The following is a 26,510-nucleotide window of genomic DNA, read 5'->3' as shown; positions in this document are numbered from 1 at the left end:
CTTCCGATCTGGGCGGGCTCACCCGGTCGGCCCCGCGCGTGCGGGGGTGTTCCGAGCAGATGCGCGCCATGGGCAGCGTGGGCACCGTCGGCCCCGCGCGTGCGGGGGTGTTCCCCTTGGGCCCGCGGTGAGCAGGCGCGAGGACGCGTCGGCCCCGCGCGTGCGGGGGTGTTCCCAGCGGTGGCACGCTCCGGAACCGAGGCCACCAGTCGGCCCCGCGCGTGCGGGGGTGTTCCCGCCGGGCCCGCTACTACACCGACCTGGCCCGCGTCGGCCCCGCGCGTGCGGGGGTGTTCCGTCCGGACGAGTCGATCGTGACTGACAGGTCGGGTCGGCCCCAAGCGTGCGGGGGTGTTCCGTCCAGGGCGAACATGGTCCGAGCCCTGTGCGAGTCGGCCCCGCGCGTGCGGGGGTGTTCCGCGGTGTCTCCGCTGATCAGCGCCATAGGCGCCGTCGGCCCCGCGCGTGCGGGGGTGTTCCCATCTGGCGTCTGGCGCGCTGGTACGGACGCCCGTCGGCCCCGCGCGTGCGGGGGTGTTCCGGTGACGTTCTGCCTGACGATCGCCAACATTTCGTCGGCCCCGCGCGTGCGGGAGTGTTCCGGAGAGCAGGGGCGAGACGATCGCCATCCCCGCGTCGGCCCCGCGCGTGCGGGGGTGTTCCACCGACCTTGTAGGTCGGCACCTTCGTGGAGCCGTCGGCCCCGCGCGTGCGGGGGTGTTCCGGACGGCCGGTGCCAGGTGTTGGGCGTGACGGTGTCGGCCCCGCGCGTGCGGGGGTGCTCCGACGTGCTGTCCGAGGATGCGATGCGTTGGGCGGTCGGCCCCGCGCGTGCGGGGGTGTTCCGCCATCCCCCTTCGTGACGCTGCGTACTTGCACGTCGGCCCCGCGCGTGCGGGGGTGTTCCTAGAAGACGAGCGCGCCCACGCGCGGGGTCGTTGTCGGCCCCGCGCGTGCGGGGGTATTCCGCATCGTGCCGGCCGTCCTCACCTTGGCCCTGCTGTCGGCCCCGCGCGTGCGGGAATGTTCCGACTTACCTTCCGGCCGAACTCGTGAAGTGGGCGTCGGCCCCGCGCGTGCGGGGGTGTTCCGCTCACTGTCAATGCGATCGTGAACAAGGCTGAGTCGGCCCCGCGCGTGCGGGGGTGTTCCCCTGGGAGCGCGGAGAAAAGTCGGACTGTTGGTGTCGGCCCCGCGGAGTGCGGGGGTGTTCCGCACTCCCGGATTTCCGGTCCGCCCATCGCACGGTCGGCCGCGCGCGTGCGGGGGTGTTCCTACCGATACCGTTCCGGAATCCCGGATAGATCCGTCGGCCCCCGCGCATGCGGGGGTGTTCCGCGTACGCGCTCGGCACCCCGATCGAACCCGACGTTGGCGCCGACTTCGGCGCCTTCCTTGCGTCGGCCCCGCGCGTGCGGGGGTGTTCCGGTCGTCATCATGCGCGGCACCCCAGCATGACGGTCGGCCCCGCGCGTGCGGGGGTGTTCCCTCGACGAACGCATGCTCCGCGCCTGGCTACGCGTCGGCCCCGCGCCTGCGAGGGTGTTCCCGTCCGCCTTGTCCAGGTTCGTCTACCCCAGATGTCGGCCCCGCGCCTGCGGGGATGTTCCGCGGGGGCGCGAGCGCCTCTACCGCCTCGCCGAGTCGGCCCCGCGCGCGCGGGGATGTTCCCTGCTGACCCTGGCAGAGGTCGCGCAGATGTTGGTCGGCCCTGCGCCTGCGGGGGTGTCCCCCGTGCCGTCGTCGCGCGCCGCTGTCGGCTCCGCATCTGCGGGGGTGGTCCCTCCTGCAGGTCCGCCACCTGGTTGCGCGGGTCGTCGGCCCCACGCATGCGAGAGTGTGTTCCGAGCCAGCCACTCGGATCGGGGCCTCACTGGAGGCCAACCCAGCGCCCATATCAACCTCCGAACTCGAAAAACCGTCATTTGCCAATCGGTTCCCTGATGGATCAATTGTAAAAAATCTCACCCAGGCGCTTTTCCGTCTGATAATCAGTAGACAAGCCAAGGCCACTTTGGTGCTGCCGTAGAAGCTGCGCAGTGCGAGAGGCCTCATCGCGCCTGTCGAGTCGCAGTTGCAGGCGAATGATCTGGAAATACGTTTCCTCGGTATCGGGGTCAAGCCTGCGTGCACGCTCCAACGCGGACAGCGCTTGTTCGATGTCTTCGTCCGCGAGTAGTTCCGCCAACTGGGCAAGGACATCCGCTTGAGACCGGATCAGCGGGTACCGTTGGTCCTCGATCCACTCTGCTGTCAGTCCTTCAGCCAACTCTCCTGTGCACAACCGAGCAGCCTTCGATAGGGCAGCCAAACGATCTTCTCGCTCAACGGCGATTCTCAGCTCCTCCAGCGCCGCCTCGTAATCCCATAGATCCACACTGATCAGATTAGGATCGATGCGATAGGTGGCTGAGTCTTTCGTGGTGGATGCGCTGATGAATGGGGCTCGCTTCGCCTCGACGCTCTGGTGCTTGGTTGCAGTGACTAGTGCGCCTCGGAGATGACGCAGGGCGTTGTGAATGTCCTTGCCGAGATCGTCCGGCCAGAGCGCTGTGGCGAGTTGATCGCGAGTAACTCCATTGGGGTGGAGGGCGAGATAGGTAAGCATGTTCAGTTGTAGCCAGCTCAGCGGCAGGGACTCCGCCCTGTCACGAACGTGAACAGTGGGATGGCCGATGATTGTCAGGCGGACAAGAGTGGGGCCGGGCCAACCGGAATGCACATCGCTCGACGGGGGCGCCGGCTCTTCGTCGACATCCGGCTGGACCGAGGCAAGCTGCCGCAGATGAGCCTCCGCCTCCTCCACCGTGATGTGAAACAGCTGCCCGCCCGCCAATGAATCAGCACCACGCCCTTCGGCCGTCTCCACCAAATGTGTGCTGCCGATTTCGCAGGTAATCCCCCATGGCCAGGATCCCGAGATGACGGCGCCGACGCCTGCACCCAGCGCAGAGGTGATAGGCACCCTGACATGTTCGTGGATCTTGTCGTCGAGTTCGGCAATGAGAACGACCGCGGGCAGCCCTTCGCCTGGATCGCTACGTCGGAGTTCCCCGATGTCCAGATTGCCGCGTTCAAGTATCATCCGCCGCCGCATGAAGCACACCTCTTCGAACCGAAGCAGGGCATCTTCATGTGAGGTAGTCAAAACCAGCCCAAAAAGTCCTTCCCCAACCCGATGGAGGTCATCAGCAGGGAGACCGAAGAGCGGTTCCGCCAGAGAGGCAGAGACGATGACTTGGATACGGTAGTTACTCGACTGACGCAGCATCTCGACAGTTAGGTATCGAACGACGTCATATGCCCCGGGGCCGGTGAAGCCTATTCCAGGACCTTCGAGAGTCATCCACAGCGGGGAGTTGTCAGAGCTCTGTCCCAGTTGGATCTGTTCGGGCACGTCGATGGAGTAGTCCTGCTGCATCAGTTCGCCATCGGAGGGCATCGGCTCATCCCGTTCGGCGAAGGCTTGGCGGTGAACGCGATGGAGTTCCCGGACGGGTTCGGCAAGCTGCGGCTCAGGAGTGATGGTTACGGCTTCTGAGGCTGCTGGTGGTAGGCGTCGGCGGCGTCGGTGAAGCCGGCCAGCGATATAGGCGGTACTGATGCCGGCCGCGTAGGCCAGGGCAACCAGCGATCCCGACGACAATCTGATCGCCTCGGTGGCTTCTCGCTTCGTTGGATGCTGCGCGTTCGATGGCTGAGGCCGAGGGCTCGTCGACGGCACCGGCGCCTGGCTAGTTTCTGGTGCGAGAGGCCGCTCGGTCGTCGACGGGGTGTGGGAGGGTTTCGAGTACTTAAGAGGTAGGCGGAGTTTCCAGCCGACGTGAATCAGACCAGGCTCCGTAAAGGTATGTCCGTCCGGCTGCCGAGATCGGGCGTTGAGCTTCCAGATCTTCGGCCATCGGCGAGGGCTCCCGAGTTCCGTGGCAGCGATGCGCCAGAGGGAATCGCCCTGCCTCACTTGATAGATCCGCTCTTCAGGCAGCACATCCACATCCGCAATGGCAGGTTGCCCGAGAGGATGCATGGGAGCCATGGCGACGACCGGTGGCGGCGTCACGGCGTTGCTTACACCTGGGGCGAGAACGGCCAGCGTGGCCGAGGCGACCAGGTACGCGGCGATGCGTTGCATGCCGCGTAGGCCAGGAAGTCGAGGAGCGAGACGTCGACCACGGACCTTGGCGATGACCTCGCAGACCACGGTGAAGGAGAACGTGGCCCAGGCACCCCAGGCGACGAGTTCCAAGGCCTTGACGAACAAGGTGCCGTCATCAGGGACTCTCAGCGTGTCGGCGAGCTGTTGCAGGCTGGGCAGGTGATCGGAGAACGGGAACCCTGCGATCTTGTAGAACAGGATCGGGAAGCCGACCACCATGGCGAGCAGGAGAATTGACGCGGCCATCGCGCGCACGAGGCGGAGCATCGTCATCGGTTCGGCCCTTCCACACCAGCTACAAGGTCAGCGTCGGCGTTAGCCGTCATCGAGACCGACGACAGTCCCACCAGGGAGAGCAGCCAGGTGGCTTTGGTCACGGTGACGGTGACGCGGACTGTCGTCGGGCCTGAGATGGCGACGTTTCCCTGGTGGCCGCTGTTGGACAGGTGGGCTTGGGCGGCGCGCAGGGCGGCGCCACGGTCGACGATCAGCTCGTCGCCACGGTAGGCGGCGGCACGGTCGATTTGTCCCGCGCCGGCTCGGGCGGCCTCCTCGGCGATCCCGACCGCTTCCCAGCCGGCTCGCAGCTTGTTGCCGACGTCGACGACCAGCCCGATGAACAGCATGAGCACCGTGATGAAAATGAGTGCGTACGGTGTGATCGAGCCTCGCTCGGGATCCGGGATCTGCATGCCTCACGCCCCTCTTCCGCGGTACGGATCCAGCGGGCTCATGGAGGTGGCGTGCCGCTCGACACTCCCTGGGAGCCCAGGGAAGGCAAGGTCCGCTAGAGGCACGGTGCAGGAGACCGTTGCTGACACATCGGCTGGAGTGCCGACGGGACGGCTGAAGCCCTTGGTGTCCACCTTCACCACCACCGCTGAGCAGTGGGTGTCTCGGCTGACCAAGGACTCACGGGCACTCGCTTGCGCGATCGTCCTCGCTGAGGCGGCCGTACGGGCGATAGACGCCTGCCGGGCGGCATCCCGGGCGGCGGCTTCGACGGCTGCGCCGGCCACAGTGATCCGGCCAGCGGCGACTCCGAGCAGGAGGATGAGCATGATGGCCGTGATGGCAAGGATGGCTTCGACCGTGACGCTGCCCTGCTCCGTCATGTTGCCCGCCCAGGTGTCGTGAAGCGCTCGACAGGTCCGGCGGCCTGCTGGGAGACCTCTATCGACGGCAGGAACGGCACCAGTGTGAGGGATCGGCCGCGCACCGTGACGCGGATCGTGGAAGCGTCGCCGTTGCTGGCCGCGCTGATTGACGTCAAGAAGCCGCCGGCCGTCTGCTCGGCGTACCGCTTGGCCACGCCCGCGCCGGAGGTGTGCGCGGCACCGAACGCGCGTGCGGCACGAACGCCCTGCTGGGCCGCGGCGAGCGCGACCGACTCGGCGAAGAACAGCAGGCATAGCTGCATACAAGCCAGGATGGTCAACATGACAACGGGCAGGACGATCACCGCCTCGGCGGTGACGCTGCCGCGGTCGGCACGAGAGGTGAGCACCGGGCGCCTGCCTAGAAGTCGATCGAGTTGGCCTTGCTGATGATCTTGGCCGTGACGATCCCCATGACAGTGACCGCGGCCAGCACCAGCGCTGCGATGATGATCATCGCTTCGGCGGACATAGCGCCCTTTTCTGAGTCTCGACGGGCGCGTTCGAGGCGGTCCAGAAGCAGCGCGGTCACGGCTCTCCAGTAGGCAGCCTCCGGGCGCAGGCGCTTGGACATGATGGCTCCCTTTCAACTCATAAGTCGGTAGATGGCGGGAAAGCAGACGAGCACCAGGAAGCCGAAAATCGACACGCCGATGGCGATCGGCATTTCGCTGGTACGGCTGTTGGCCTGGGCACGAGCGTCGGCCAGCGCGGCGGTACGCATGGACTGCGCCTTGGCCAGCAGTGTGGACAGCACCCGGGTGCCTTCGGATCCGGCATCTTCGGCGATATCGGCCAGCTCCGTCAATTGAGAGATGCCGACCCGCTCGCCGAGCTCGCCAAGGCCACGCCATGGCTGCTCGCCGGCTCGCTTGGCCTGCTGGAGCACTTGGGCGATCTGGCCGAACACCCAGCCGGCGCAGATGTCCACAGGTGCCTGCAGTGCCTGAGGCGGACCGGCTCCCGCAGCACGCTCCAGAGCGACCATGTCAAGGTAGGTCGCCAGTGCGGCGCGGAACTCCTGGCGCCGTTCACTGGCCTGGCGGCGGACGCTGATGTCGGGAATCAACGCGAACAGCACAGCGAGCACAACGGCGACCCCAGCGGGAACGGCCCAGGGCAACGGAACTCCGGCGAGCGCGCAGAGCAAGCTGAGCGGCACCGGGAACAACAATCCGAACAGCAAGAAACTGACGCGCTGAATGGTGAAGCGCTCAACACTGATGCCCAGCAACGCGAGGTCGTCGCGCGGGATCGGCATCCTGAGCAACCTCAGCCTGAGCCAGTCCCCCCGTGCCGTGGCAGGCAGCCCACTCAGGCGGGCGAGCGCGGAATCCAGCCGAGGTGGTCCGGGCATCAGCTCGTGCGCCACCATCAGCAGACCAAGGGCGATCAGCGCCCCAGATACCACGGCGGGCAGGTTCATCGCTTCCTCCCGACGTCGGTGAGGAAACGGTGGCCCGAGGCAGCGGTGCCGAGCCGGTGCAGCCACACCAGCGTGGCGGTGTAGAACAGCACCACGATGGCTAGGACGACCTGGCCAAGCGGAGTCCCGAAGGGCGCGACGTACGACTTCTGGAACATCGCGAGAACACTGAACAGAGCGAGGATGGCGATGATCCAGCGCACGGTGGCACGGTGCTCGGCACGGGCTGCTTCCACTTCGCGGCGATCGGAGACGTCCCTCGCCACCAGCTCGGCGAGCTGCTGGAGTACGGCGCTGGCGCCTTTGCCGCGACGGCGGGCGACCAGGATGAGCGCGGCCGCGATGCGGTCGCCAATGGGGTCATCCAGTTCGTCGGCGAACAGCCGTAGCGCATCCTCGGTCGGCATCCGGGTGACGCGGAGACGCCGGGCCAGACCTGTGACCGGTGCGGCGATGGGTGCTGGGACGTTGCGGGCCGCGCTGTGCTCCAGCGCCTGTTCCAGCGCACGTCCAGCGGCGAGCAGATCCGCCAGCCGGCGAGTCCACAGCTCCAGAGCCTCAAGCTTTCGGATGCGTTCGGTGGCAGCACGGCCCGTCATCATCTTGGGCAGCGCGAACACCACCGCCCCGGTCGCCGTCGCCGCAACCGGCCAGTCGGTGAACATGTACACGGCGACCGATGCGGCCAGGGCCAGCGCGATCAGTTGGTAGTGCGCCAGGAGGACCTTGCCCAGCCCGGCCCAGCGCGAGGGAGGGCGGACGGGTTGCTCGCCATCGGACACTCGCATGGTCGCGATGATGCTCAGAGCGCCGCCCAGAACCATGGCGACACTGAGCCCGCCCACCAGGGCGATGGTGTTCATCGCCTTTCCCAGCGTGCGGCGAGCGGGTCGAGCAGGGCTGGGTCGAAGCCTGTTGCCTTGAGCCGAGGCAGACACTGCGGGGTGATATCCGGAACGGCGCGACCTTTGGGTCCGGTGGGCCGGTAGAGGTGGTTACGGCTGGGCAACTCACTGTCGGCCGGGGGCAGCACTTCGAGGACCTCAGAGACGAAGCGAGTGTTGGTCGCAGGGTCCAGCCGCAGGTGGACAACCAGGTCGATGGTCTCTCCGGTGTTGAGGTGGATGACGGCCGGTGGGGTCTGAGTGCCGACGCCGCGGGTCCACAGCATGACGATCCGGTTGAAGATCTCCTCGGTGCCGTCGGCGTGGATGGTGCACATGGAGCCGGGATGGCCGGTGTTCATCGCCTCGAACATCGGCACGATCTCATCGGCGCGCACCTCCCCCACGATGATCCGCTTGATGTTCTTGCGCAGCGCGTGCGGGATCAGGTCATTGAGCTCGACCGCGCCGGCCCCCTCGGAGTTCGCCTGGCGTACCTGGAAGGCGATCACGTTCTGGTGGCGGTGAGTGAGCCGGTCGAGGAAGAGCTCGTAGTCGGACTCCAGCGTGGCCAGCCGCTCGGCCGGGTCGATCACCGACGCCAGCGCGCGCAACATGGTCGTCTTACCGGCCGCGGTGCCACCGGTGATGACGATGTTCAGCCGGGCCAGGACGGCGGCGCGCAAGAAGCCGTACAGGCTGCGGTTGATGGTGCCGAGCTTGAGCAGGTCGTCGAGCGTCACGTCGACGAGGCGATGGCAGCGGATGCTCGCGCACGGGCGGCGGGTGACGGCCATGGTGGCGCTGAGCCGTACGCCCACGCCGTCGTCTCCGTCACCCGGCCGCAGCGCGGTGTTCAGCAGCGGGCTGGCGGCGGAGAACTCGCGCGGGTTGTAGCTCTTGTGCAGAGCCCACATCTGGATCATCTTGACCAGGTCGTCGTCACTGCTCGCGACCGCGGGCCCGGGTGCGCAGGTGCCGTCGTTGTAAGTCACCCACACCTGGTCGCATCCGTTCAGGTCGATACTTTCCACCCGCGGATCCTTCAGGTACGGAGTGAGCACACCCAGCTCGAAGCGCTCGTCGATCACGGCCTCGACGAGCTGACGCTGCATGGCGAAGCTGACCGGCGTACCGGCGGCAACCCGGTCCTGTGCCCAGCGCTGTACACGCGCCTGGATAACCTGGCGCGCTTGGTCACGGTCTCCGGTGTCCTTGAGGTCGTCCGCGACCGATCTCGTGACAGCGAAGACCGCGTCACGCAACGTCTGGTCGTTCTCCATGAAGACCGGTGTCCGTGGAGTGATGATCGGTTCGCCCGAGGTCCGAGGCGGCCACGAGTTGCTCATGAGGCCGCCACCGTCCTCTTCACGAGGTGGCCTCTCATGGCAGAGCCCAGATGAGAAGTGCTCCGTACCAACGCGGAGCGATGAAAGGACTTCTTGGCGCGGTTGCCGTCGGAGAGCACTGCGGCGGATCTCGGGTCGTGGGGTATCCACGCCAGCACTGGCAGCTCGAAGAGCGCCTCGCTGACCTCCTTGGAGGTGTACGGACCGTTTCCGACCGTACAGAGCCCGATCGCAACGTCATCGCCAATCTGACGGCCCAGCGCGTCGAGACGCGGCCGTGCATGTGCGACATGCCGAAGTGTGGGCTGCACCAGCATGACCGCCAGGTCACAGGCCGCGAGGAGGCTCATCGGGGTGTCGGATCGGCCGACCTGTCCCAGGTCGAGCACCACGTCCGCCGTGTCCTGAGCCGCCGCGAGAAGGCCCATGATGGTGTCCCATGCGCCGTCGAGCTGCACCAGGTGCCGGGGATCACGCAGTCCTGGTAGCAGCAGCCAGTTGCGGACGTCGTGATCAAGGGCGATAACGTGCTGCCACAGGATGGCCGGGTCCGGGTTGTGGGCGGCGGCCAGCGCCAGCTCGAGCAGACCGCATTCGTGCTCGTCCATACTTCCGGCGAGGAACCCGCGCAGAACGTCACCGCCCTGGGGGTCGCACTCGGCCAGCAGTGCCCTTCCTTGCCACGCGTAGGTGAGCGCGAGGGCCGTAGTGGTGACCCCTGGCGAGCCGCCAGGGCTCATGAGCGCGTATATCGACATTCACGGTCTCCTCGGGTTGAGCACCAAGGCGACCTGGCCGTCGGCGGCCAGCGGGGCGAGCTTGGGGCCATCGCTCATGTCCACGAGTACGTCGACCACCATCAGCCCGTCGGTGTCAGGGCCCTTGGTGTGGTCGACCACGGCCTCGATACCGCCGGCCAGTTGCTTGTCGTCCGGTGCGGTCTGGCCATCCGGTCTGAGCACGACGAGAAGCCGATCACCTGGCCGCAGCCCACGTGCGGGAAGGCGACTCGGCTTGACCGCAATCGGGATGAGCTGCTGATTGCCCACTGGAGTGACTTGATCCGTGATCATTCTGGACTGGAGGAGCATCCCCTGCATCAGGTCGGCGGCGGCGCGCATGCCGATCACTCGCGATAGGTCCGCTCCTCCTACTGCCGCCACACTCTCATCACGGCCCACCATCGCCGTTGCTACGTTGTCGGCGGTGAGAGGCTGCCCGAGCGCGACATCGCGCTTGACAATCACGACCGATTCGCGATCGCTCAGGCCGTTGATCGTGTGGACCGCCAAGGCTGCACCACCGGCGACGACAAGTGCACCCAGCACCAGCGAGCTACGGCGTCGCTGGCGTGGCTGCGGAAGGATCTTGGGTACCTGCGCCGGCGGTGCCGCACCAATGGCCGTTTGCTCGGGCGCGACCGGCTGAAACCTTCCTGCCATTCAGGAGCTCCTTCCGACCAGCGCCGGAGCCTCGCCGACCCGCAACGGAAACGTCGCCGTGGTGGTGATCGGCGCGAGTGGGCCGCCGGCGCCACCCGAGCCGGTCCAGCTGGCGGACCAGACCATGGACACCTTCACCCGATACGTCGAATCAGGCAGTCCGGCGCTGGACTCAGTGAACACGTGCGTGCAGTCGATGTTCTGATCGTCCGGTGACTTCGCCCGGTCGTACGGCACGCCAGGGCCGGGACAGGTCAGCGTCGCCTGGCCTGCGCCGGGCCGGATGGTCAGCTCGGACGGGGCTGCGGTGACCTCCGCCCAGACCGGCCCAGCCGTGACTTTCCTGCTGATCGCACGCCACTGACCTGGCTCAGCCCAGAAGAACTGCCGTAGGCCCACGTAACCGTTCTTGCTCTGCGGCGGGGCGGTGACGATTCTGGGAGCCGAGGGAGTGAGCAGGCGCCGGGCTCGCTCCATGAGCATCTCGGGAGTGACTGGCGCAGCCCCTGGTTCTCCGGGGAGAACGGCGTTGAAGATGTTCTCCTTACCGTCCGGTCCTTTTTCGCATTGGATGTATCTGATCGAGCCCTTCCCCGCAATGCCATGGCAGTTGCCGAAGCCGGCACCGCTACCGGCAGCGTCGCGGGAGCTACCTGGTCCGGCGTGCTGGTGGAAGCCGTAGGTCACCCAGTCGCCGCCCAGGCGAGTGGCCCCGTTGTCCTCGGTAGAGGGTCCATGAACTACAGCCACCAGGGCCAAAAGCGAACTCAGCGCGAGGGTGACGTGCATGCCGTCCCCTTCATGCTCAAGCCCGTGAGCCGCCACCGCCCATCTGAGGAACGTTCCAAAGCTGCAGTGACCATCGTGGTGGTCTTGGCATCGGCGGTTTCAGGAATGAGCCGGTGGGAGCGGCGATCCGCCATGGCAGCACCGGACATGTCCAAGCAGTCGAGGACTTCGGCGCGCTCCCCGCCCACGCGGACTTCCTTGATGCGTGGTACGGCTTGGCCGTACGGCTCGCGCCCTTGCTTGACCATGTCTCTGACGCCGTCGACGAGGTGGTCGAGATAACCGCCTCCCCTCACATACGGCTTCAGCAGTTCGCGCGCCTGCTCGGGCGATGATCTGCCCGCCTGGGCGAGGACGGACCAGTAGGTCGAATACGTTTCCACGATCAGATCGTGCGGCCTGGTCGGCGAAGGCTGAGGAGCGGACGCCGTCGTTGACGCGCTGGCCCCTACTCGCGACGGGTTCGAAGGTGCCTCAGATTGGCAGGCCACCACCGCCATCGGTGCGAGCAGGACTGCAAGAGCACGACCGCGAACCATATTGACTCCAAGCGACTATTCGAATGCGAAGAGTAGCGTACGATTCGGCAAAGCGATCTTCAAGCTATTAACCGCGGATTGTTCGAGGCGCTGTCAGGCTGGCGTGATGGACGGGAGGACTGGACCAGATTCGCCCTGATCAGTCCCAGCGAGGCATACGCCATCGATTGATTGAGTACGCCGGCCAGCCGGCAGAGATTCAGCCACTCGACTCGCAACCGCGGCGACCGCCTCAGGCACTCGAGTCCGTCTCACGGATGAACGAGCCCCGCCCCGGGATCGTCTCGATCAGCTTGAGTTCATCTCGAAGGTGAGCGATGGCCTGCCGGATCGTCGGGCGGGATACTCCCAGCTCGCGCTCCAGCTGAACCTCGGAGATGACGTCGTTGTAGCCGATCTCACCCGCCTCGATCCGGCGCTTGATCTCGTCGGCGACCTGGCTCCATTTCGGGATGCGCGGGTTGAACTCAATCACCGACCTAACTGTAGATAGACCCTACGCATCAGACATAGAAGGGTCTATATGCTCCTATGATTATCGACCTTTACAGGTGCTCATAGGTCTGTCAGCATAGGGACTCCAGAGACGGCGGCTTTTAGGAGGGCGGCGTGGCTGCGGAGGACTTCCATGGGATGCACGTACGGCCCTTGCGGAACGAGCATGCCTTGATCGAATGGTCAGATGTGACCGTCAGGTCTACCCACATCCGAGTGCGGAGCTACACGTGCGAGTGCCAGGGCACGGTGTACGAACTGTGCTCGGCAGCCGGACTGGCGCACATCCGCCGAACATCGAAATCTCCGATCGGCTCGAAGGTCACCGAGAGCCGATGGCTCCAGACTCTCGCTGCCAAGCAGCTCTGGGATCAACTGCTCGATGGCCGAGCCAGGTAGGAGAGCTGAAGGCCATCGTCGTCATGCCACTCCGTGTTCCAGCCCAGACCGCCCCGGCCGGCGTAGGCACATTTCCATGATTACTCCAGCTGACCTCTTGTTCCTGGTGTGGACACTAGGCATGGCGTGCGATGCCAAGCCCACCATGAACCGGGTCGCGCGACTCGCCCGCGATCCGAGCCTGATGTGCGACGGATGCCGGGCTCGCCGACGGTTGCTAGAGCTCGAGAAGCTGGGCATGGAAGCCGTCCTCGGACGCTACGCGTTGCCCTTGCTGGTCCTGCTTGAGGCCACCGCCTGGTGGTACCGGCCGCTCCTGCCGTGGATTCGACACCAGTCCAAGGCCAAGCACCCTCTGCCTTGCACAGGCCCCTCGTGCGCCGCCCACCGACAGCACCCGCTCGCCCCAGGTCACATATAGCGCGGGAATCCGCAGGGAAGGCCGTGATGCTCTTCACCATGCCGTGGCACCTGGGGGTCACGTCGACCTGCGCTGGTATCGCGCCGCGCCACCGCCTCGCCTTCGGGCCGCGCGAGGGGGGCCACCCGCCCCCACGCGCTTCCTTATGCGCTTGCTACTGCATGTGATCCGGCTTGGGCTGCACCCATACCGGCGTCCCACACTTGTCCCAGACCACGCGCCGGCTGGGTCCCAGATGCCCCCAGCAGATCTTGAAGACCCAGACATCACCCAGAATTGAACTGTCGGTCTTACAGCCGCCCTGAGGTGCGCGCACCTCGAACGGCCCCCGTGCGTCGAGCTTGTTGTCGTTCATCCAGACCGCTTTGTAGACGCGGTCGTCTGCTCTGCCGTCGCAGATTCTGACCTCCGACCGATCCGGGGACACCGTCGCGAGGCCGTCGCTGTAGCCGGCACGCCAGCCCACCGCCGCCGAAGCCTGTGCGGCAGGTCCTCCAACGACCAGGGCGGCCGCCGTCACAGCGGTCAGGACCCTTGCTCGTATTGCCATCTGTTCTCCTGTCTTCCGGTTCTTTGCGGATCGAGCAGGATAACTTTAAGTAATCGTACGGCTACGTCAAGCACTGGAAGGGCATGATGGATCCCTGGATGATCTATTTGCAGGCATATTTCAGTGGGCGGATTCAGCGCGCCCGCACCGCTCCGAGCCGGGGTGCGTCAGCCGTTGAATGGGTGATCATCACCGCCATCATCGCAGGCGTCGCACTCGGTCTAGCGGCCGTGATCAAGGCCGCAGTAGAGGGCCAGCAGACCGCAATCACCGACCAGCTAGGCAATAACTAGAGACGGCCGCAACCTGCAGCGTCGAACATATCGTCGCCACGACGCGCGCCCCTGCTTACACAGCTCCGACCGATGGTCGACAGGCCGCACTGGTGGTCGGTCAGCGCAGGCCGAATAGGGAGACGAGGTCGTTCATCTGAAGGCCAGCGCGCGGAATGCGTCGCGGAAGCGCGCGATCGGCTCACGATCCCGGCTGTAGTACAGCTTGTTGGTCAGCAGCGCCGCCCAGCGACCTCGGTCACGGTTGACCCACATCGCGGTCCCGGTGAACCCGTAGTGGACGTAGACGCCGTCACTCGGGTTGGTGCCAGGAGCTGGGTACCAGAACAGACCACGGGCCGGCCGCAGACTTCCGGTGTGGATCTGGAGAGACTTCTCCACCCATCTGCTCCCGAAGCCCGCGTCTGCCGCGCCATCGTCAGCGGTCAGGTACTGCAGGAACCTCTCGACGTCCCCCAGAGTGGAGAAGACACCGGCGATACCGCAGACCCCACCCAGCAGCCGAGCCGAGAAGTCGTGAACGGTCCCTCTGAGACGTTCGCCCGAGTCCGGGTCGAGTTCGGTGGGGGCCACTTGGCCTGCCGAGGCAGTGAGCGGACCGAACCTGGTGTGGTTCATGCCGAGTGGTGCCCACACTGTCTTTTCACAGATCGTGTCCAAGGTGGCGCCATTGAGGTGCTCGATGAGCATTCCCAGGATCATGGCTGCCCGGTTGGTGTACTCGACGGCGGTGCCGGGCCGGCGGTGCAGTACCTCTCGCAGCACCCCGCGGTGGATAGCGTCGTGTTCAGCGCCGTAGAGGGCCCGGAGGTTGGCCCGCAGAGGGAGGCCTGCGGTGTGCGTGAGTAGTTGATGAATCGTCACTGGAGCCAAGGGGTATCCGGCGACGCCGGGCAGCACCGATCCCAGCGGCTCGTCCAGACTCAATCGGCCCTTCTCCCATAGGACGCCGGCCGCTGCCCACACCGCCATGATCTTCGTCAGGCTGGCCATGTCGAAGATGGTCGTCAATCGCATCGGCTCGCCTGGCCGTTGCGGATCGAGCGCTCCGGCAGTCCCGTGGAGTACGGCTTCGCCCGATGCACCGACGGCCCACACGGCTCCAGGGAAGATCCGCTGCTCCACCCCCTGCCGCAGGAGCCGACCTATCTGCTCCTCAAGGCTGGTTCTCATACGTGCTCACCAACCTTGGCCAGGCGCGGAGCCATATGGAAAGGGAAGCTGGAAGTGGGCATGAGCGTCGTGAGGCCCGGGACATGCTGGTCTCCTGCGGCGTCAGGCGCTCGTGGCGGGCATGATCCGTTGTGTTGCGCAGTCGAGGGTGATGGCGTGCGCCTGGGCGAGCTGGCTGAACGTGCCGTGGCCGCAGCCGATGGCTGCTGGGGTTCCGGTCTCGGTACATCTGATCGCCATGTGGGAGGCGGCGCCACCGTACTGGGTGATGAGCCCGGCGATCCCTCGGCAGAAGAGGAACTCGAAGCCTGGGTCGGCGTGTTCGGTGAGCACGATGCGTCCGGCAAGGTCGAGGTTCTTGGCATGTTGGGGCCGAGTGAGCAGCACGGTGGGCGCGGTGATCGTCTGCATGGTGATGAAGTTCGGCAAGTGCCGATTGGTGATGATCTCAGTATCGGTCTCGCAGGTGATCACGTCGGGGAGATGGAGAAGGCTCTGCGCGGTGTGCGTCTGGCGCCGAGCCCCCGCAAGGGCTTGCAGACGGGCGATGTCGTCGCTGTGGATGGTGCTGTGTGCGCAGCCGAGAAGGTCTTCCACGGTGAGGTAGGACAGGCAGTCGGTGTCCATGCCGTGCTGCCGGCCGAAGGCTGTGAAGAGGTCGAGTACGCAGCTGACGGTGGCGGTGAACTGGAACTTGTACGCTTCGCGGCGGATCTGCATGTCGCGGACGAAGTCCAGCAGGATCTGGGCAGTGAAGTCGAAGCCGGTCCTGGCCAGCAGGGAGTCGATCTCACGCATCGTTGTCGCGGGCAGCCTGTCCGGCGGGGCGGCGTTCGAGCGTCGTGCAGGCGTGGGAGGGGCTGGCTCGACGAAGAGGTCAGGTGCTGCGGCATAGCTGGGGACGGTGATGTCGTACGTGCCCGGCCGCAGATGCCCATAGCGCGCGAGGAACGCCTTGAGCGGCAGTTCGCCCTGCTGGCACTGGCTGAGGTCGGTGGCGAACTCGACGGCCACGGTGTGGACGCCGGCAAGGAACCCGTCGTGCTGGGCCTGCGTGATGACGCCGGTGGTGCGCAGGGATTGCCACAACGCGGTGGCGATGAACGTGCCGCGCACGGCGACGGCGAACGGCAGCGTACCCAGGTGCCGGGCATCGTGCAGGAGAGCGTCGGCGAGTGACAGCGGGGCGTACGGGCTCGCGGTGAGCGCCCGCCGCCGTGCAGCGAGTTGCCCGATATGCTCCTGCATCGCGGCGAGCTGCCCGCCGCGGTCGTGCACCACGTTGGTGGTCAGTTGGAGCAGGCTGGCGCGGACCCGCTCGATTTCGTTGGCGGTGAGGCCAGCACGCGCCATGGCTTCGGCGTGCTGGGAAAAGTCGAAATCCAGGGCGCTGGGGCAGATGCGGAACTCGACCTTGTCATGGTTCTCGGGGGCGGCGGCCAGGCGAGCCAGGTAGAAATCGATCAGCTTGTGGCACAGCGCCTCGTCCAAGGTGGCGGGCAGGTAGGAGTTGAAGTCGGCGCGCAGGTCGATGTACGGGTGCCCGGCGAGAGTGACCATGAGCTGGTGGGGTGCGGGATGGTGGTAGCCGAGACGGTGGCGCGCCTCTCGCCATACCTCGCGAGTGATCAGCTTCTGGTAAAGAGACAAGGCCAGCGGCCGAGGATGGGCACCGATCATCTCGGCGGGGTTCCAGTCGGCCATGTTGCTGTAGACGCCGTGCTGTCCGTACAGGCCGTGTACGGGCTGGTCGCGCAGGCGTAGCGCTTCCTTGACGTGCGCGATCTCCTCGGCCACGCGCGCGTCGTCGGCTTGGTGGTCGCCATCTCCGCCGGGCAGCGGGCGGACTTGGAGGACGTACAGGCGGCCGCCGCTGATGGCGAACTCCACGTCCAGCTCGGACCGGCCGAGCAGGCGAGTGAGCTCGGCAGCGGTGGCAGCCACCTGATTGAGCGGCGGCGGTAGATCGGCAACGCTGCTCTGGTGGTGAATGCGCACGATGTGAGGGATGGTGCCGGTTCCACTGGTGACGGTGTCGGTGCGACCGCTCTCGTCGTAGTTGATCACCAGGTACGGGGCCCGCGTGACAAGGTCGCGGGTGAAGACGACGCCGCTGCATGTCACGTCGGCCAGCATCGGCTGGATGAGCATCTCGAAGTGGTCGACGTCGGGGCCGTGGCGGTGGACGTAGCTGGCGATGACGGTTGCGATGGCACTCGCCACGGCGTCCGATGCGCCGACGGGCACCTGCGGGACGCTGGTGTAGACGCCTGCGCACGAGTCGGTCGAAGTGTCTTCTCCAGGCGCGCTGCTGCGCACGATCACGTCGCAGCCCGGGAAGGCGTGCTGGAGGGCGTCCAGGCAACCTGGCCGGTCCGCACGCCATTGCTCGACGGTGATGGTGATCTGATCGACAATCCCGGCGGTGGTCAGTCGTCCGCGCAGTCGCTCGAGAGTTTGTGCCTTCGTACCGAGAATGATCGATGTCATGCGGAGCGTTCTCCTCGCGTGTGCGGGATGGGTATGACGGTGCGCGGCAGGGCGGGGGCGATACGGGTGAGGACATCCGTGTTGACCGTGCCGGCCAGGTGCGCCCATTCCTGCACGTCAATGGGGTGGCCTATCAGGGTGACGGTGTCGCCCGCAGCTACCTGCGGGACGCCGGTGACGTCGACGGTCAGGTGCGACATGCCGACGGTGGCGATGATCGGCGCGTCGTGGCCACGAATGAGGACTCGGCCGGTGCCGGCGAGTTCCCTGGGGATGCCGTCCGCGAACCCGGCCGGTACCACGGCGATGAGGCTTGGGGCGCTGGTGCGGTGCACGGCGCCATAGCCGATACTCGCGCCTGCCGGGAGCGATCGCAGGAGCTGGATGTGCGAGGTCAGCGACAGCACTGGCCGTAGCCCGGCCGGAGTGGGCACAGAGTTGTCGCGCGGGGCCAGTCCGTACAGCAGGGCGCCGGGTCGGACGATCTCCCACCGGGTGCGGTCCTGCAAACCGGCGGCGAGACCCGTGCTGGCGAGCGCATGCCGCGCAGGCCGATGCCCCAATGCGGCGGCGATCCGGGCATAGGCGCGCTTGAACAGGTGCAGCTGGTTGATCAGCTCAGCGCGGGAGCCACCGCTCAGGTGGGTGTAGACGCTGACCACCACGAGCCGATCCAGCACGGCCAGGCGCTCGATCTCGGCTGCCCTGGGCGGCCACCCGTACCGGCCGAGCCCGGTGTCGATCTCGATGTGGACCGGCACCCGCCGGCCGAGCTGAGCTGCGACCCGGTGCAGGTGCCGGGCTGCGGCCAGATCGGACAGCGAGACCCGCAGGCGGCGCGCGACGACCTCGCGGGTGGCGTCCGAAGGAGCGGGGGCCAGAAGGGTGATCGGCAGGAGCAGACCTGCGGCGCGTAGGTGACAGGCTTCGTCCAGAGTGGCCACGGCCAGTTGCTGGACGCCGTGGCGGGCCAGCAACTTCGAGGCCGCGATCAGGCCGTTCCCGTAGGCGTTGGCTTTCACCACGCCCATCACCGATGGTCCCGGGCCGGTGAGCCGGCGGATGGTGCGCAGGTTGTCGCGTAGTGCGGCCTCATCCAGGTGTACCTGCAGACGCTCCATCTCGCGTCACCCACCTGTGGGGCTCGGCTCGGGCGCGGAGGCGAGGAGCCCATGCACCTGCTGCTTGAACAGCCTTCCTCGGGTGCGGTGGTCGGGAAACATGTCCTTGCTGTTCGCGCCGGGGCTGAACAGCACGACGTCGCCCGGCCTGGCGAGTTCGGCGGCGCAGGCGACCGCCTCGGCCAGACTGGTCGTCCCGGTGATGGCGGTCAGGCCATGTACGGCCGCTGCTGCAGCGGTGCGCGGCCCGGTTTGTCCCAGGGTGATGAGATGTCGTACTCGATCGGGAAGGGCTGCGGCCAGGGGGCTGATGTCGGCTTTTTTGTCGTCCTTGCCGCCGGTGATCAGGACGATGGGGCGCTCGCTGAGAGCGTCCAGGGCGTGGATCGTGGACCACGGGTTGGTGGCCTTGCTGTCGTTGTAGTAGTCGACGCCGGCTCCGGTCGTGACGTACTCGATGACGTGCTCGCGCCCGGCGTAGTTGGTGGCGACCTCACGGATGACGTCCATGGAGATGCCTTCGAGCAGGCCCACCGCCATCATGGCCATGACGTTGGGAAGGACCCCTGGCACGTCCACTTCACGCTGCTGGCACATGATGGTTCGGGTGTCGTTGACCAGCGCCACCACCTGGCCGCGTTCGCAGAACACGCCTTCCAGCCCAGAGGGCAGAGGCTCCCGCGTGCTGAAGTACAGAATCCGGCCGGGGACGGAGTCTGCGATCTGGCGGCACACCTCGTCGTCGTGATTGGCGACGGTGGCATGCGTGTCGGTGTGGTTGCGCACGATGCGTGCCTTGGCGGCGACGTACTGATCCCAGGTGTAGCGGTTCATGTGCTCACGGCGCACGTTGGTGAGCACCGCGATGCGCGGGGCGAAGCGGTGGCAGTCCTGCAACTGGGCGGAGCTGACCTCGAGCACCACGGCGTCTGCGGGCGTCATGTGCTGGACCGACGCGGTGAACGGGTGGCCGATGTTTCCCGCGGCATGCACCGTGCGACCTGCGGCTCTCATCAGATCACCGATCAGGATGGTGGTGGTCGACTTTCCGTTCGTGCCGGTGATGGCCGTCGTGATCGGAGCCGGGCAGACGGCCGCGCCGAGCTCGATCTCACTCCACACCGGCACTCCCCGCCGATGGGCGTCGAGGAAGACAGGCAGTTCACGAGGTACTCCCGGGCTGCGGATGATCAGAGTGTCGTCGGTGCAGCGCGGTGCTTCCGTGCCTAGGTGGTAGGAGATCGGCAGGTGGGCGAGCCGCTCGATGGCCGGAGCCAGATCATCACGGCCGCGCGTGTCGGTGACTGTCACCGACACGCCGCGTGAAGCGCACAGGGCCGCGGCGGCTTCGCCGCTGACGCCGAGCCCGACGATCAGAATGCGGGCATGGTGAAGAGACACGATGACTTCCAACGGAGTGGGGGAAGCTGTACAGAGGTCGCGCGAGTGCTGGGATATGCGGGCAGTGGCGTTAGGCGCTGGCCAGGCTCCGCACCGTGCGCATGTCGTCGAACGGCAGCTTGCGGTCTCCGATGATCTGGTACGGCTCCGCGCCCTTGCCCGCGACCAAGACGACATCGCCGGGATCTGCGAGCTCCAGCGCCCGGGCGATGGCCTGCTTCCGGTCGGTGATCCGCTCCACCCGGGCAGTGGTGCCGCTCGTACCCAGCATGATCACGCCAATGATCGCGTCAGGGTCCTCGCTGCGCGGGTTGTCGCTGGTGACCACCACGACGTCGGAGTAGGTGCCGGCGATCTCCCCCATCGGGACGCGCTTGCTGGGATCCCGATCCCCGCCACATCCGAACACCGTGATCACCCGACGACCGGCGAATCCACGGATGGTGGTGAGTACCTGCTGCAGCGAGTCGGAAGAGTGGGCGTAGTCCACGATCACCGACACTCCGGACGGGGTCTGATAAGTCTGAAATCGGCCGGGAATCGCGGGCAGATCCCCCAGCGCCCCGACCATGGCGTCCATGTCGTGCCCCAGCAGGTGACCGGCGGCGAGCGTGGCCAGCGCGTTGTAGACGGCGAACCGCCCCGGAATCGGCACCCGGGCCGGCCTGGCGCGGCCGGCGTGGTGCAGGACGAACTGAGTGCCAGTGGCGTCCACCCGCAAGTCCGTCGCCCGTACTTGAGCGCTCATGTCGTCCAGGCCGTACGTCGTCACCGCGTCTGGCATCAGCGCGACGATGTCGGCGCTGACCGGGTCGTCGGCGTTGGCCACCGCATGCCGGCACAATCCGCTGAACAACAACAGCTTGGCCTGCTTGTATGCCTCCATGCTGCCGTGATTGTCCAGGTGATCGGGGCTGAGGTTGGTGAACACACCGACATCAATGTCGGTGTGGTCCACCCGATGCAGGGCCAACGCCATCGACGACGCTTCCAGGACCACCCCGCCCGCTCCGCGATCACGCATGGTACGCAGGATGTGCTGGAGTTCCACCGCCTCCGGAGTGGTCGGAGTCGTCTGGTCGATCCTGATCGGCTCGTCCGCGATGCGACTCCCATCAGTGCCGATCACACCGACCCGCGCCCGCGCTCCCCTGCGCAACACGGACTCGATCATGTAGGAGACAGAGCTCTTGCCGTTGGTGCCCGTGACAGCCACCACGTGCATCTCCCGGGAGGGCTCACCGAAGTAGCGCGAGGCCACCAGCGGCGCTACCGCGCGGGTGTCGGCCACCCGTGCCACGCACGCCTGCGAGGGCGGAAGATCGCCAAGTGTCGGGCGCTCGACGAGGATCGCCGCCGCCCCGCGCTCGACGGCGTCGGGCACGAACTGGTGACCGTCCGCCCGCGAGCCGCGCATGGCGATGTACATCGATCCCGCGCTCATCCGCCGCGAGTCATAGGCGATACCCGCACTGACGTCGGCCTTGTCCGGGTCACCGCACAGGACCTGATAGTCGTGTCCGGCCAGAAGATCACTCAGGTTCATCGCCGCTGCTCTCCCTTTTGATGCCAGCTTGCCTTGCAGACGGGTTCCGGAGCACGAGAAACGCGCCGAGACGTCCGGCCCAGGGCCGCGGCCGTGCTACTCCGGCGACGAGATCACTCAGCGCCCCGATAGGATCACTGTGCGCTTGCGTGCGCGGCGTCGCCAGTGGCATCTCGAGCCCTGATCGCGGGCTTCAAGCGCTACAAAAGCCGGGCGCGCGACGCCCTTGTGCGAGCCAGTGAAACCACGCAACCCTGGAAGGGCCGATTGGCCGAACATCACCCGGAGGCCTCAGTGCCGGCAGCTCATACGGGCCACGCCGCTGAACTCCGCGCTCTCGCGCTGGCCGAACACGGCGAGCCCCTGCCGTTGCCCATCATGGAGGAGATCGCCGAGGCGCTCCGTGGCTGCTGCGGTCACCGCGGCGTCAAAAGCGCCCGGCTGGCCCGGGGATGGAGCGTGCCTCAAGCGGTGAACGAACTCGCCGCCGCCGGCGCCGCCGCTGAACTCCCCGAACGTGGAGCCGACGAGCGGCGCTGGCGACGCTGGGAAGCCGGCCAGCCTCCCGACCCCGACTATCAAGACCGGCTGTGTCGGTTGTTCCAGACCGGGCCGGTTCAACTCGGGTTCGCTGTGGATCACACACCGCACCCACACCTGCCAGGAGGTGATCGTACGAACCGCCGTGACGCTCTACGGCTGGGCGCCACCGCCCTGGTCGCCAGCGGCGTGCTGCCCAGCGCCGAAGGCGAGGCACGAGAACTGACCCGCCGTAGCGCACATACCGATCTCGTACCGGCCAGCCTCGCCCAGGTGCACCAAGCCATCAACGGCTACGGGCTCAACTACGCCAATTACAGTGCCGATGATCTCTGGCGAGACGCCGGCCGCAACCGCCACTACGTCGCGCACCTCCTCGAAGGACGCATGACCCTCAAGCTGCGCCGAGAGCTCTACATCACCGCGGCGTGGCTCTCCCTCGTGCTGGCCTGGGCCGCCCACGACCGAGGTGACCCACGTGGCGCGCTCGCGTACGCCGCCGACGCCCGCCACCACGCCGAACAGGCCGACCACGCCGAGGCAACCGCCTGGTCCTGGGACGTAGAAGCCACAACCTGGCTCTACCAAGACCACCCCGAACACGCCCTCAGCGCTGCCCAGCGCGGCCTGCTTCTCGCCCCCGCGCAGAGCGCGGCTCACACACGACTGACCGGCCAACTCACCCGCACACTTGCCCGCCTGGGCGACGAGGCACCCGCCCGGGAAGCCCTCACCAGCCTCCGTCACCAGGCCGAACAACACCCAGCCCACGCCAAGGGGCTCTTCACGGCCGATGCCGTCCGCACATGGTCCGTCGCCGCGACATCCAGCCTCTGGCTGGGAGACAACCACCAAGCCCAGGAACTGGCTGCACAGGCCATGCAGATCTACGACCAAGACCCGAACGCGTCCCCGACCAGACGAGCGCTCACCGCCCTGGACGCCGGCCTGGCCTACGCCCGGCTCGGAAACCCGGAACAAGCGGTCGCCCACGGGCTGATCGCGCTGTCCACCTCACGACACGCGGCCGTCATCACCACCCGCAGCAGCGCCCTGCGCCACAGCTTGGAACGCGCTCACCCCAAGGCCGCCGTAGTGGCCGAGTTCCGCCACACTATGGCGCAATCAATCCTGAGCAGGCGATCCAAGACAGCTGGAGGCCGCTGAACGCTGCGCCGGCCGCCAATCACATCCGCTCAGGTCATGGCCTCCTCGGGCTTCCCCTAGGCTGTGCGAGCTCCAGCCGTCAGGGAAGGGAGACGTGTGCGGCATGATCAGCTGTGCTGCTTCGTCTGGCCTACTTGACCATCACGAACGCTTTGCCGCGCTCCGGCTGCCGATGGGCGATCGGGACAAGGACGTCGAGATACTTGTCCTACGTCGTCAGATCACCGTGCTGAAGCGGCCGCTCGGCGCCGACACCAGCAGCGTGAGATTCGCCCCAGAGGATCGAGCCTATCTCGCCGCACTGCTGACATCGCTGCCCCGAGGGTCCTGCGCCGGCTGCGGCTTCTCCTCCGCCCGGGTATCGCGCGGGCTGGCCATCGCGGTCGAGGTCGGGTACATCCCCGACCGGCCACTGGGCCCGGCCACCTCGCTGCTGCACGGCGGCCTCTGCGAGAGCGCCCTGGACATCGCGCGCGCCACAGACCAGCGGGCCGCGCTGGAGGACTCGCTGGCCGAGCCCGACCTGGTGCTCGCCGGCGTCGCCGGCCGTTCCGCCCCAGGCTGCGCGCAGGCACGCTCACCTACGCTGAGCGGCCAGTGGCGACAGTGAAGGCGCCTCCTACGGGCCCCTGTGGTCCCGCTTACCGTTCGGTTGCTGCTCCATTTCTCTATGTGGCACCGCGGCGAAGTGATGGGTTACTGTCGTTTTTGTGACAGATGGTCAGTCGCGGCCGTCAGGTCGCCCCTTCCCGGGAGATGATCATGAGTGAATCTGTGACGTTGCCCCTGTACATGCGGCGCAACGGTTTCGACCCCCACCCCGAGCTGTCGGCGCTGCGCGACGGCGAAGGCGTCCGCCAGGTGCCCACGCCGTTCGGCGTCAACGCGTGGCTCGTCAGCCGCCATGCCGACGTGCGGGAGGTGCTCGGGGACGCCACCCGCTTCAGCAACGCGCAGACCATGAGGTTCCAGTTGGTCGGTCGCCACTACAGCGAGGAGGAGCTCCAGCAGATGCGGGCGGGCAACCTGCTCGCGTTCGACCCGCCCGAGCACACCCGGCTGCGCCGCCTCCTGACGCCGGAGTTCACCATGCGGCGGATGCGCCGCCTGGAGCCGCGCGTCCACACGATCGTCACCGAGCACCTGGACGCGATGGAGCGCGCGGGAGCGCCGGCCGACCTGGTCTCCGCCTTCGCCCTGCCGATCCCCTCGCTGGTCATCTGCGAGCTGCTGGGCGTGCCCTATGCCGATCGCGGCGACTTCCAGCGGCGTACCGGCAAGCTGCTGGACATCTCGCTGCCGATCGCGGAGCGGCAGGCCGCGAGCCTGGAACAGCGCGCCTACATGGCCGAGCTCGTCGCCCGTGCCCAGGCCGAGCCGGGCGAGGACATGCTCGGCATGCTGGTGCGCGAGCACGGCGAGGAGGTGTCCACCGACGAGTTGGTGGGCATCGCCGGACTGCTGCTGGTGGCCGGCCACGAGACCACCTCCAACATGCTCGGTCTGGGCACCCTGGCCCTGCTGCGTCACCCCGACCAGCTCGAGCTGCTCAGGAAGGAGCCCGAGCGGATCGGCCCGGCGGTGGAGGAGCTGCTGCGCTGGCTCAGCATCGTGCATTCGGGCACGAGCAAGCTCACCACCACCGAGGTCGAGCTGTCCGGCACCCGCATCCCGGCCGGTGAGCTGGTGATGTGCGCGCTGCCGGCCGCCAACCGCGACCCCGCGTTCATCTCCGACCCCGACCGGCTCGACATCGCCCGCGGCGACCTCGGCCACGTCGCCTTCGGCCACGGCGTGCACCACTGCCTGGGCGCGCCGCTGGCCAGGATGGAGATGCGCATCGCCTTCCCTGCGCTGTTCGAGCGCTTCCCGGACCTGCGCGAGACCGGCACCCGGCCGGAGTTCCGCTCCTTCAACGTCGTCTACGGCCTGTCGGTCTTCGAAGTCGCTTGGTGAACGCCCTTTTCCGGCCCGGCTGCTAGCGTTCGCCCGTGCACGAGCAGCAGCGACAGCGAGCCGACGCGCTGCGCAACGCCGACAAGATCATCCGGGCCGCGATCGCCGTCGTGCGCGAACGCGGCCCCGAGGTCTCCCTGGAGGAGATCGCCCGGCAGGCGGGCATCGGCAGCGCCACCGTCTACCGGCGCTTCGGCGACCGCGACGGGGTGATCAGAGCCGCCTTCCAGACCTACTTCGCCGAGGAGGTCGAGCCGCTGGCTCTGGACGCCCGCGACGCGGCCGACGCCGGAAACGCGCTGGCCCACGCGCTGACCGCTGCTGTCGACACCCTGGCCGCCCACCATGGGCTGCTGAAGGCGGCCCGGCAGTCGGGCGCGCTCACCGTCGACCTCGCGGCGCGGTTCATGGGGCCGCTCGGCGCCGTGCTGGCACGAGCCCAGCAGGCAGGCCAGGTGCGGCCCGACCTGTCCGTCCGGGACCTGGCCGCGATCATCGTCATGGCGCTGGCCACCGCCCACCCCGCCGATCCCGCTCACCTGGATCCCCGCCGCTACCTGGCCCTGCTGCTGACAAGCCTGCGGCCGTCGGATGACGACCTGCCCGCGCCCTCCAGCACCGCATACTGAAGCCGAATGCACGCGCAGTGGACCTGGCCGCGCTGACCGAGCCGGGCGGAGGCGACCGCCGGGGGTTGTTCTACCTGCCGCCGCAAGGACATGGTGGAGCGGTGACCTCCGAAGGGTACGCCGACGAGACTGGCTCGTCGGCGTCCTCCACGAGTGCACATACCGCTTGAACTGCATGGATAAGGTTCTCGGCAGGCGAGGTGACGAGATGGGAGGAGGCGCTCAGGGCTTCTTCTTTCCTCGATTGAGGATGCGGGCGGGGATGTTGTATTCGTGACACAAGGAGAGCAGTCCTGCACCGTCGATCAGTTCTAGCTGTTTGCCGCTGGCGAACTTATAGCTGTCGGGTCCGTAGCCCGATGTTGTGATCATGATTCCTTTGCTGGCGCCCTCGTGTTGCACGGTTCCGTACAAGTCGCGCACATGTGTGGGTTGGACTGTCTTGGTGTAGAGCTTGGCCTGAACAATGATCTTGGCGCTCGCGATGGGTCGCGTGTCGTAAGCCACGCAGTCCACGCCACCGTCGCCGCTCGCCTGATACAGCTTGGTGTCGAAATGGAGCGGGAGGTCTGGGCATCGGCGTGACG

Annotated in this window: 25 protein-coding genes and 1 CRISPR repeat array; of the genes, 5 read left to right on the top strand and 20 right to left on the bottom strand. The window is 66.9% G+C overall.

Annotation, left to right across the window (positions count from 1 at the left end):
* Window positions 1–25 precede the first annotated feature (25 nt).
* Window positions 26–1,152: direct repeats of the CRISPR family, unit length 28 nt; unit sequence GTCGGCCCCGCGCGTGCGGGGGTGTTCC.
* A 796-nt stretch (window positions 1,153–1,948) separates the two neighbouring features.
* The 14 genes from ACWD0F_RS38755 to ACWD0F_RS38690 form a co-directional block, all read right to left on the bottom strand.
* On the bottom strand, window positions 1,949–4,429 hold the full coding sequence (locus ACWD0F_RS38755) for a hypothetical protein (RefSeq protein WP_449885461.1): 2,481 nt from the start codon (window positions 4,427–4,429) through the stop codon (window positions 1,949–1,951).
* The gene (locus ACWD0F_RS38750) at window positions 4,426–4,848 is read right to left on the bottom strand and encodes a pilus assembly protein TadG-related protein (RefSeq protein WP_449885458.1); all 423 of its coding nucleotides are present in this window, start codon (window positions 4,846–4,848) and stop codon (window positions 4,426–4,428) included. Before ACWD0F_RS38750 ends, ACWD0F_RS38755 begins: the two co-directional genes overlap by 4 nt.
* A gap of 3 nt (window positions 4,849–4,851) precedes the next feature.
* Window positions 4,852–5,271 (bottom strand): TadE/TadG family type IV pilus assembly protein, encoded by a 420-nt coding sequence (locus tag ACWD0F_RS38745; RefSeq protein WP_449885456.1) that lies wholly within the window; start codon window positions 5,269–5,271, stop codon window positions 4,852–4,854.
* A complete protein-coding gene (locus tag ACWD0F_RS38740; RefSeq protein ID WP_449885454.1) occupies window positions 5,268–5,663 on the bottom strand; it encodes a TadE family protein in 396 nt (131 codons plus the stop codon). The genes ACWD0F_RS38745 and ACWD0F_RS38740 overlap by 4 nt, the downstream gene beginning before the upstream one ends.
* Before the next feature lie 11 nt (window positions 5,664–5,674).
* Window positions 5,675–5,887, bottom strand: coding sequence for a hypothetical protein (locus ACWD0F_RS38735; RefSeq protein WP_449885452.1), 213 nt, complete (start codon window positions 5,885–5,887; stop codon window positions 5,675–5,677).
* A 12-nt stretch (window positions 5,888–5,899) separates the two neighbouring features.
* Window positions 5,900–6,739, bottom strand: a complete 840-nt coding sequence (locus tag ACWD0F_RS38730) for a hypothetical protein (RefSeq protein WP_449885450.1) — start codon at window positions 6,737–6,739, stop codon at window positions 5,900–5,902.
* On the bottom strand, window positions 6,736–7,602 hold the full coding sequence (locus tag ACWD0F_RS38725) for a type II secretion system F family protein (protein WP_449885447.1): 867 nt from the start codon (window positions 7,600–7,602) through the stop codon (window positions 6,736–6,738). The genes ACWD0F_RS38730 and ACWD0F_RS38725 overlap by 4 nt, the downstream gene beginning before the upstream one ends.
* Complete coding sequence (locus ACWD0F_RS38720; RefSeq protein ID WP_449885444.1) at window positions 7,599–8,906, bottom strand: CpaF family protein; 1,308 nt, start codon at window positions 8,904–8,906, stop codon at window positions 7,599–7,601. Before ACWD0F_RS38720 ends, ACWD0F_RS38725 begins: the two co-directional genes overlap by 4 nt.
* 62 nt (window positions 8,907–8,968) lie before the next feature.
* On the bottom strand, window positions 8,969–9,580 hold the full coding sequence (locus tag ACWD0F_RS38715; RefSeq protein ID WP_449885442.1) for a hypothetical protein: 612 nt from the start codon (window positions 9,578–9,580) through the stop codon (window positions 8,969–8,971).
* 150 nt (window positions 9,581–9,730) lie between these two features.
* The gene (locus ACWD0F_RS38710) at window positions 9,731–10,414 is read right to left on the bottom strand and encodes an SAF domain-containing protein (RefSeq protein ID WP_449885439.1); all 684 of its coding nucleotides are present in this window, start codon (window positions 10,412–10,414) and stop codon (window positions 9,731–9,733) included.
* Entirely contained in the window at window positions 10,415–11,203 is a 789-nt protein-coding gene (locus tag ACWD0F_RS38705; RefSeq protein ID WP_449885436.1) for a hypothetical protein, read from the bottom strand.
* On the bottom strand, window positions 11,182–11,586 hold the full coding sequence (locus ACWD0F_RS38700; protein WP_449885433.1) for a hypothetical protein: 405 nt from the start codon (window positions 11,584–11,586) through the stop codon (window positions 11,182–11,184). Before ACWD0F_RS38700 ends, ACWD0F_RS38705 begins: the two co-directional genes overlap by 22 nt.
* A gap of 388 nt (window positions 11,587–11,974) precedes the next feature.
* Window positions 11,975–12,217, bottom strand: a complete 243-nt coding sequence (locus tag ACWD0F_RS38695; protein WP_449885430.1) for a GntR family transcriptional regulator — start codon at window positions 12,215–12,217, stop codon at window positions 11,975–11,977.
* 994 nt (window positions 12,218–13,211) lie between these two features.
* Complete coding sequence (locus ACWD0F_RS38690; RefSeq protein WP_449885427.1) at window positions 13,212–13,607, bottom strand: hypothetical protein; 396 nt, start codon at window positions 13,605–13,607, stop codon at window positions 13,212–13,214.
* 98 nt (window positions 13,608–13,705) lie between these two features.
* Between ACWD0F_RS38690 and ACWD0F_RS38685 the strand changes: the two genes are divergently transcribed.
* Window positions 13,706–13,900: a hypothetical protein gene (locus ACWD0F_RS38685; protein ID WP_449885425.1), complete on the top strand. Its 195-nt coding sequence runs from the start codon at window positions 13,706–13,708 to the stop codon at window positions 13,898–13,900.
* A gap of 132 nt (window positions 13,901–14,032) precedes the next feature.
* Here the strand turns inward: ACWD0F_RS38685 and ACWD0F_RS38680 are convergent, their stop codons facing one another.
* The 5 genes from ACWD0F_RS38680 to ACWD0F_RS38660 form a co-directional block, all read right to left on the bottom strand.
* Window positions 14,033–15,073: a serine hydrolase domain-containing protein gene (locus tag ACWD0F_RS38680; RefSeq protein WP_449885423.1), complete on the bottom strand. Its 1,041-nt coding sequence runs from the start codon at window positions 15,071–15,073 to the stop codon at window positions 14,033–14,035.
* A 102-nt stretch (window positions 15,074–15,175) separates the two neighbouring features.
* On the bottom strand, window positions 15,176–17,563 hold the full coding sequence (locus ACWD0F_RS38675; RefSeq protein ID WP_449885421.1) for a PEP-utilizing enzyme: 2,388 nt from the start codon (window positions 17,561–17,563) through the stop codon (window positions 15,176–15,178).
* Complete coding sequence (gene alr / locus ACWD0F_RS38670; RefSeq protein ID WP_449885418.1) at window positions 17,560–18,684, bottom strand: alanine racemase; 1,125 nt, start codon at window positions 18,682–18,684, stop codon at window positions 17,560–17,562. Before alr ends, ACWD0F_RS38675 begins: the two co-directional genes overlap by 4 nt.
* A gap of 6 nt (window positions 18,685–18,690) precedes the next feature.
* Window positions 18,691–20,085, bottom strand: coding sequence for a UDP-N-acetylmuramoyl-L-alanine--D-glutamate ligase (gene murD / locus ACWD0F_RS38665; RefSeq protein ID WP_449885416.1), 1,395 nt, complete (start codon window positions 20,083–20,085; stop codon window positions 18,691–18,693).
* Between the two features lie 70 nt (window positions 20,086–20,155).
* The gene (locus ACWD0F_RS38660; RefSeq protein ID WP_449885413.1) at window positions 20,156–21,631 is read right to left on the bottom strand and encodes a UDP-N-acetylmuramoyl-L-alanyl-D-glutamate--2,6-diaminopimelate ligase; all 1,476 of its coding nucleotides are present in this window, start codon (window positions 21,629–21,631) and stop codon (window positions 20,156–20,158) included.
* A 378-nt stretch (window positions 21,632–22,009) separates the two neighbouring features.
* Here ACWD0F_RS38660 and ACWD0F_RS38655 point away from each other — a divergent pair, with 378 nt between their 5' ends.
* The 4 genes from ACWD0F_RS38655 (at window position 22,010) to ACWD0F_RS38640 (ending at window position 25,923) form a co-directional block, all read left to right on the top strand.
* Entirely contained in the window at window positions 22,010–23,338 is a 1,329-nt protein-coding gene (locus ACWD0F_RS38655) for a hypothetical protein (protein WP_449885410.1), read from the top strand.
* Window positions 23,339–23,510: 172 nt separating this feature from the next.
* Window positions 23,511–23,948 carry a hypothetical protein gene (locus ACWD0F_RS38650; protein WP_449885408.1) on the top strand — a complete coding sequence of 146 codons (438 nt, stop codon included), beginning with the start codon at window positions 23,511–23,513 and terminating at the stop codon, window positions 23,946–23,948.
* A 152-nt stretch (window positions 23,949–24,100) separates the two neighbouring features.
* Complete coding sequence (locus tag ACWD0F_RS38645; RefSeq protein ID WP_449885405.1) at window positions 24,101–25,294, top strand: cytochrome P450; 1,194 nt, start codon at window positions 24,101–24,103, stop codon at window positions 25,292–25,294.
* A 35-nt stretch (window positions 25,295–25,329) separates the two neighbouring features.
* Window positions 25,330–25,923 (top strand): TetR/AcrR family transcriptional regulator, encoded by a 594-nt coding sequence (locus ACWD0F_RS38640; RefSeq protein ID WP_449885403.1) that lies wholly within the window; start codon window positions 25,330–25,332, stop codon window positions 25,921–25,923.
* 222 nt (window positions 25,924–26,145) lie between these two features.
* On the opposite strand, the gene ACWD0F_RS38635 is transcribed toward ACWD0F_RS38640, so the two are convergent.
* Entirely contained in the window at window positions 26,146–26,466 is a 321-nt protein-coding gene (locus tag ACWD0F_RS38635; RefSeq protein WP_449885464.1) for a restriction endonuclease, read from the bottom strand.
* Between the last annotated feature and the right edge of the window lie 44 nt (window positions 26,467–26,510).

Source organism: Nonomuraea sp. NPDC002799 (assembly GCF_053592075.1).
This window is presented reverse-complemented; position numbering and strand designations above follow the sequence as displayed.

Bases quoted from the DNA above. Each gene is read 5' to 3' on its own strand.
- ACWD0F_RS38735 (WP_449885452.1), bottom strand. From the start codon at position 5,887: ATGTCCAAGCGCCTGCGCCCGGAGGCTGCCTACTGGAGAGCCGTGACC.
- ACWD0F_RS38645 (WP_449885405.1), top strand. From the start codon at position 24,101: ATGAGTGAATCTGTGACGTTGCCCCTGTACATGCGGCGCAACGGTTTC.
- ACWD0F_RS38755 (WP_449885461.1), bottom strand. From the start codon at position 4,429: ATGACGATGCTCCGCCTCGTGCGCGCGATGGCCGCGTCAATTCTCCTG.
- ACWD0F_RS38750 (WP_449885458.1), bottom strand. From the start codon at position 4,848: ATGCAGATCCCGGATCCCGAGCGAGGCTCGATCACACCGTACGCACTC.
- ACWD0F_RS38650 (WP_449885408.1), top strand. From the start codon at position 23,511: ATGGGCGATCGGGACAAGGACGTCGAGATACTTGTCCTACGTCGTCAG.
- ACWD0F_RS38675 (WP_449885421.1), bottom strand. From the start codon at position 17,563: ATGACATCGATCATTCTCGGTACGAAGGCACAAACTCTCGAGCGACTG.
- ACWD0F_RS38685 (WP_449885425.1), top strand. From the start codon at position 13,706: ATGATCTATTTGCAGGCATATTTCAGTGGGCGGATTCAGCGCGCCCGC.
- ACWD0F_RS38715 (WP_449885442.1), bottom strand. From the start codon at position 9,580: ATGGACGAGCACGAATGCGGTCTGCTCGAGCTGGCGCTGGCCGCCGCC.
- ACWD0F_RS38705 (WP_449885436.1), bottom strand. From the start codon at position 11,203: ATGCACGTCACCCTCGCGCTGAGTTCGCTTTTGGCCCTGGTGGCTGTA.
- ACWD0F_RS38660 (WP_449885413.1), bottom strand. From the start codon at position 21,631: ATGAACCTGAGTGATCTTCTGGCCGGACACGACTATCAGGTCCTGTGC.
- ACWD0F_RS38730 (WP_449885450.1), bottom strand. From the start codon at position 6,739: ATGAACCTGCCCGCCGTGGTATCTGGGGCGCTGATCGCCCTTGGTCTG.
- ACWD0F_RS38725 (WP_449885447.1), bottom strand. From the start codon at position 7,602: ATGAACACCATCGCCCTGGTGGGCGGGCTCAGTGTCGCCATGGTTCTG.
- ACWD0F_RS38720 (WP_449885444.1), bottom strand. From the start codon at position 8,906: ATGGAGAACGACCAGACGTTGCGTGACGCGGTCTTCGCTGTCACGAGA.
- ACWD0F_RS38655 (WP_449885410.1), top strand. From the start codon at position 22,010: ATGGAGGAGATCGCCGAGGCGCTCCGTGGCTGCTGCGGTCACCGCGGC.
- ACWD0F_RS38680 (WP_449885423.1), bottom strand. From the start codon at position 15,073: ATGAGAACCAGCCTTGAGGAGCAGATAGGTCGGCTCCTGCGGCAGGGG.
- ACWD0F_RS38710 (WP_449885439.1), bottom strand. From the start codon at position 10,414: ATGGCAGGAAGGTTTCAGCCGGTCGCGCCCGAGCAAACGGCCATTGGT.
- ACWD0F_RS38745 (WP_449885456.1), bottom strand. From the start codon at position 5,271: ATGACGGAGCAGGGCAGCGTCACGGTCGAAGCCATCCTTGCCATCACG.
- ACWD0F_RS38690 (WP_449885427.1), bottom strand. From the start codon at position 13,607: ATGGCAATACGAGCAAGGGTCCTGACCGCTGTGACGGCGGCCGCCCTG.
- alr (WP_449885418.1), bottom strand. From the start codon at position 18,684: ATGGAGCGTCTGCAGGTACACCTGGATGAGGCCGCACTACGCGACAAC.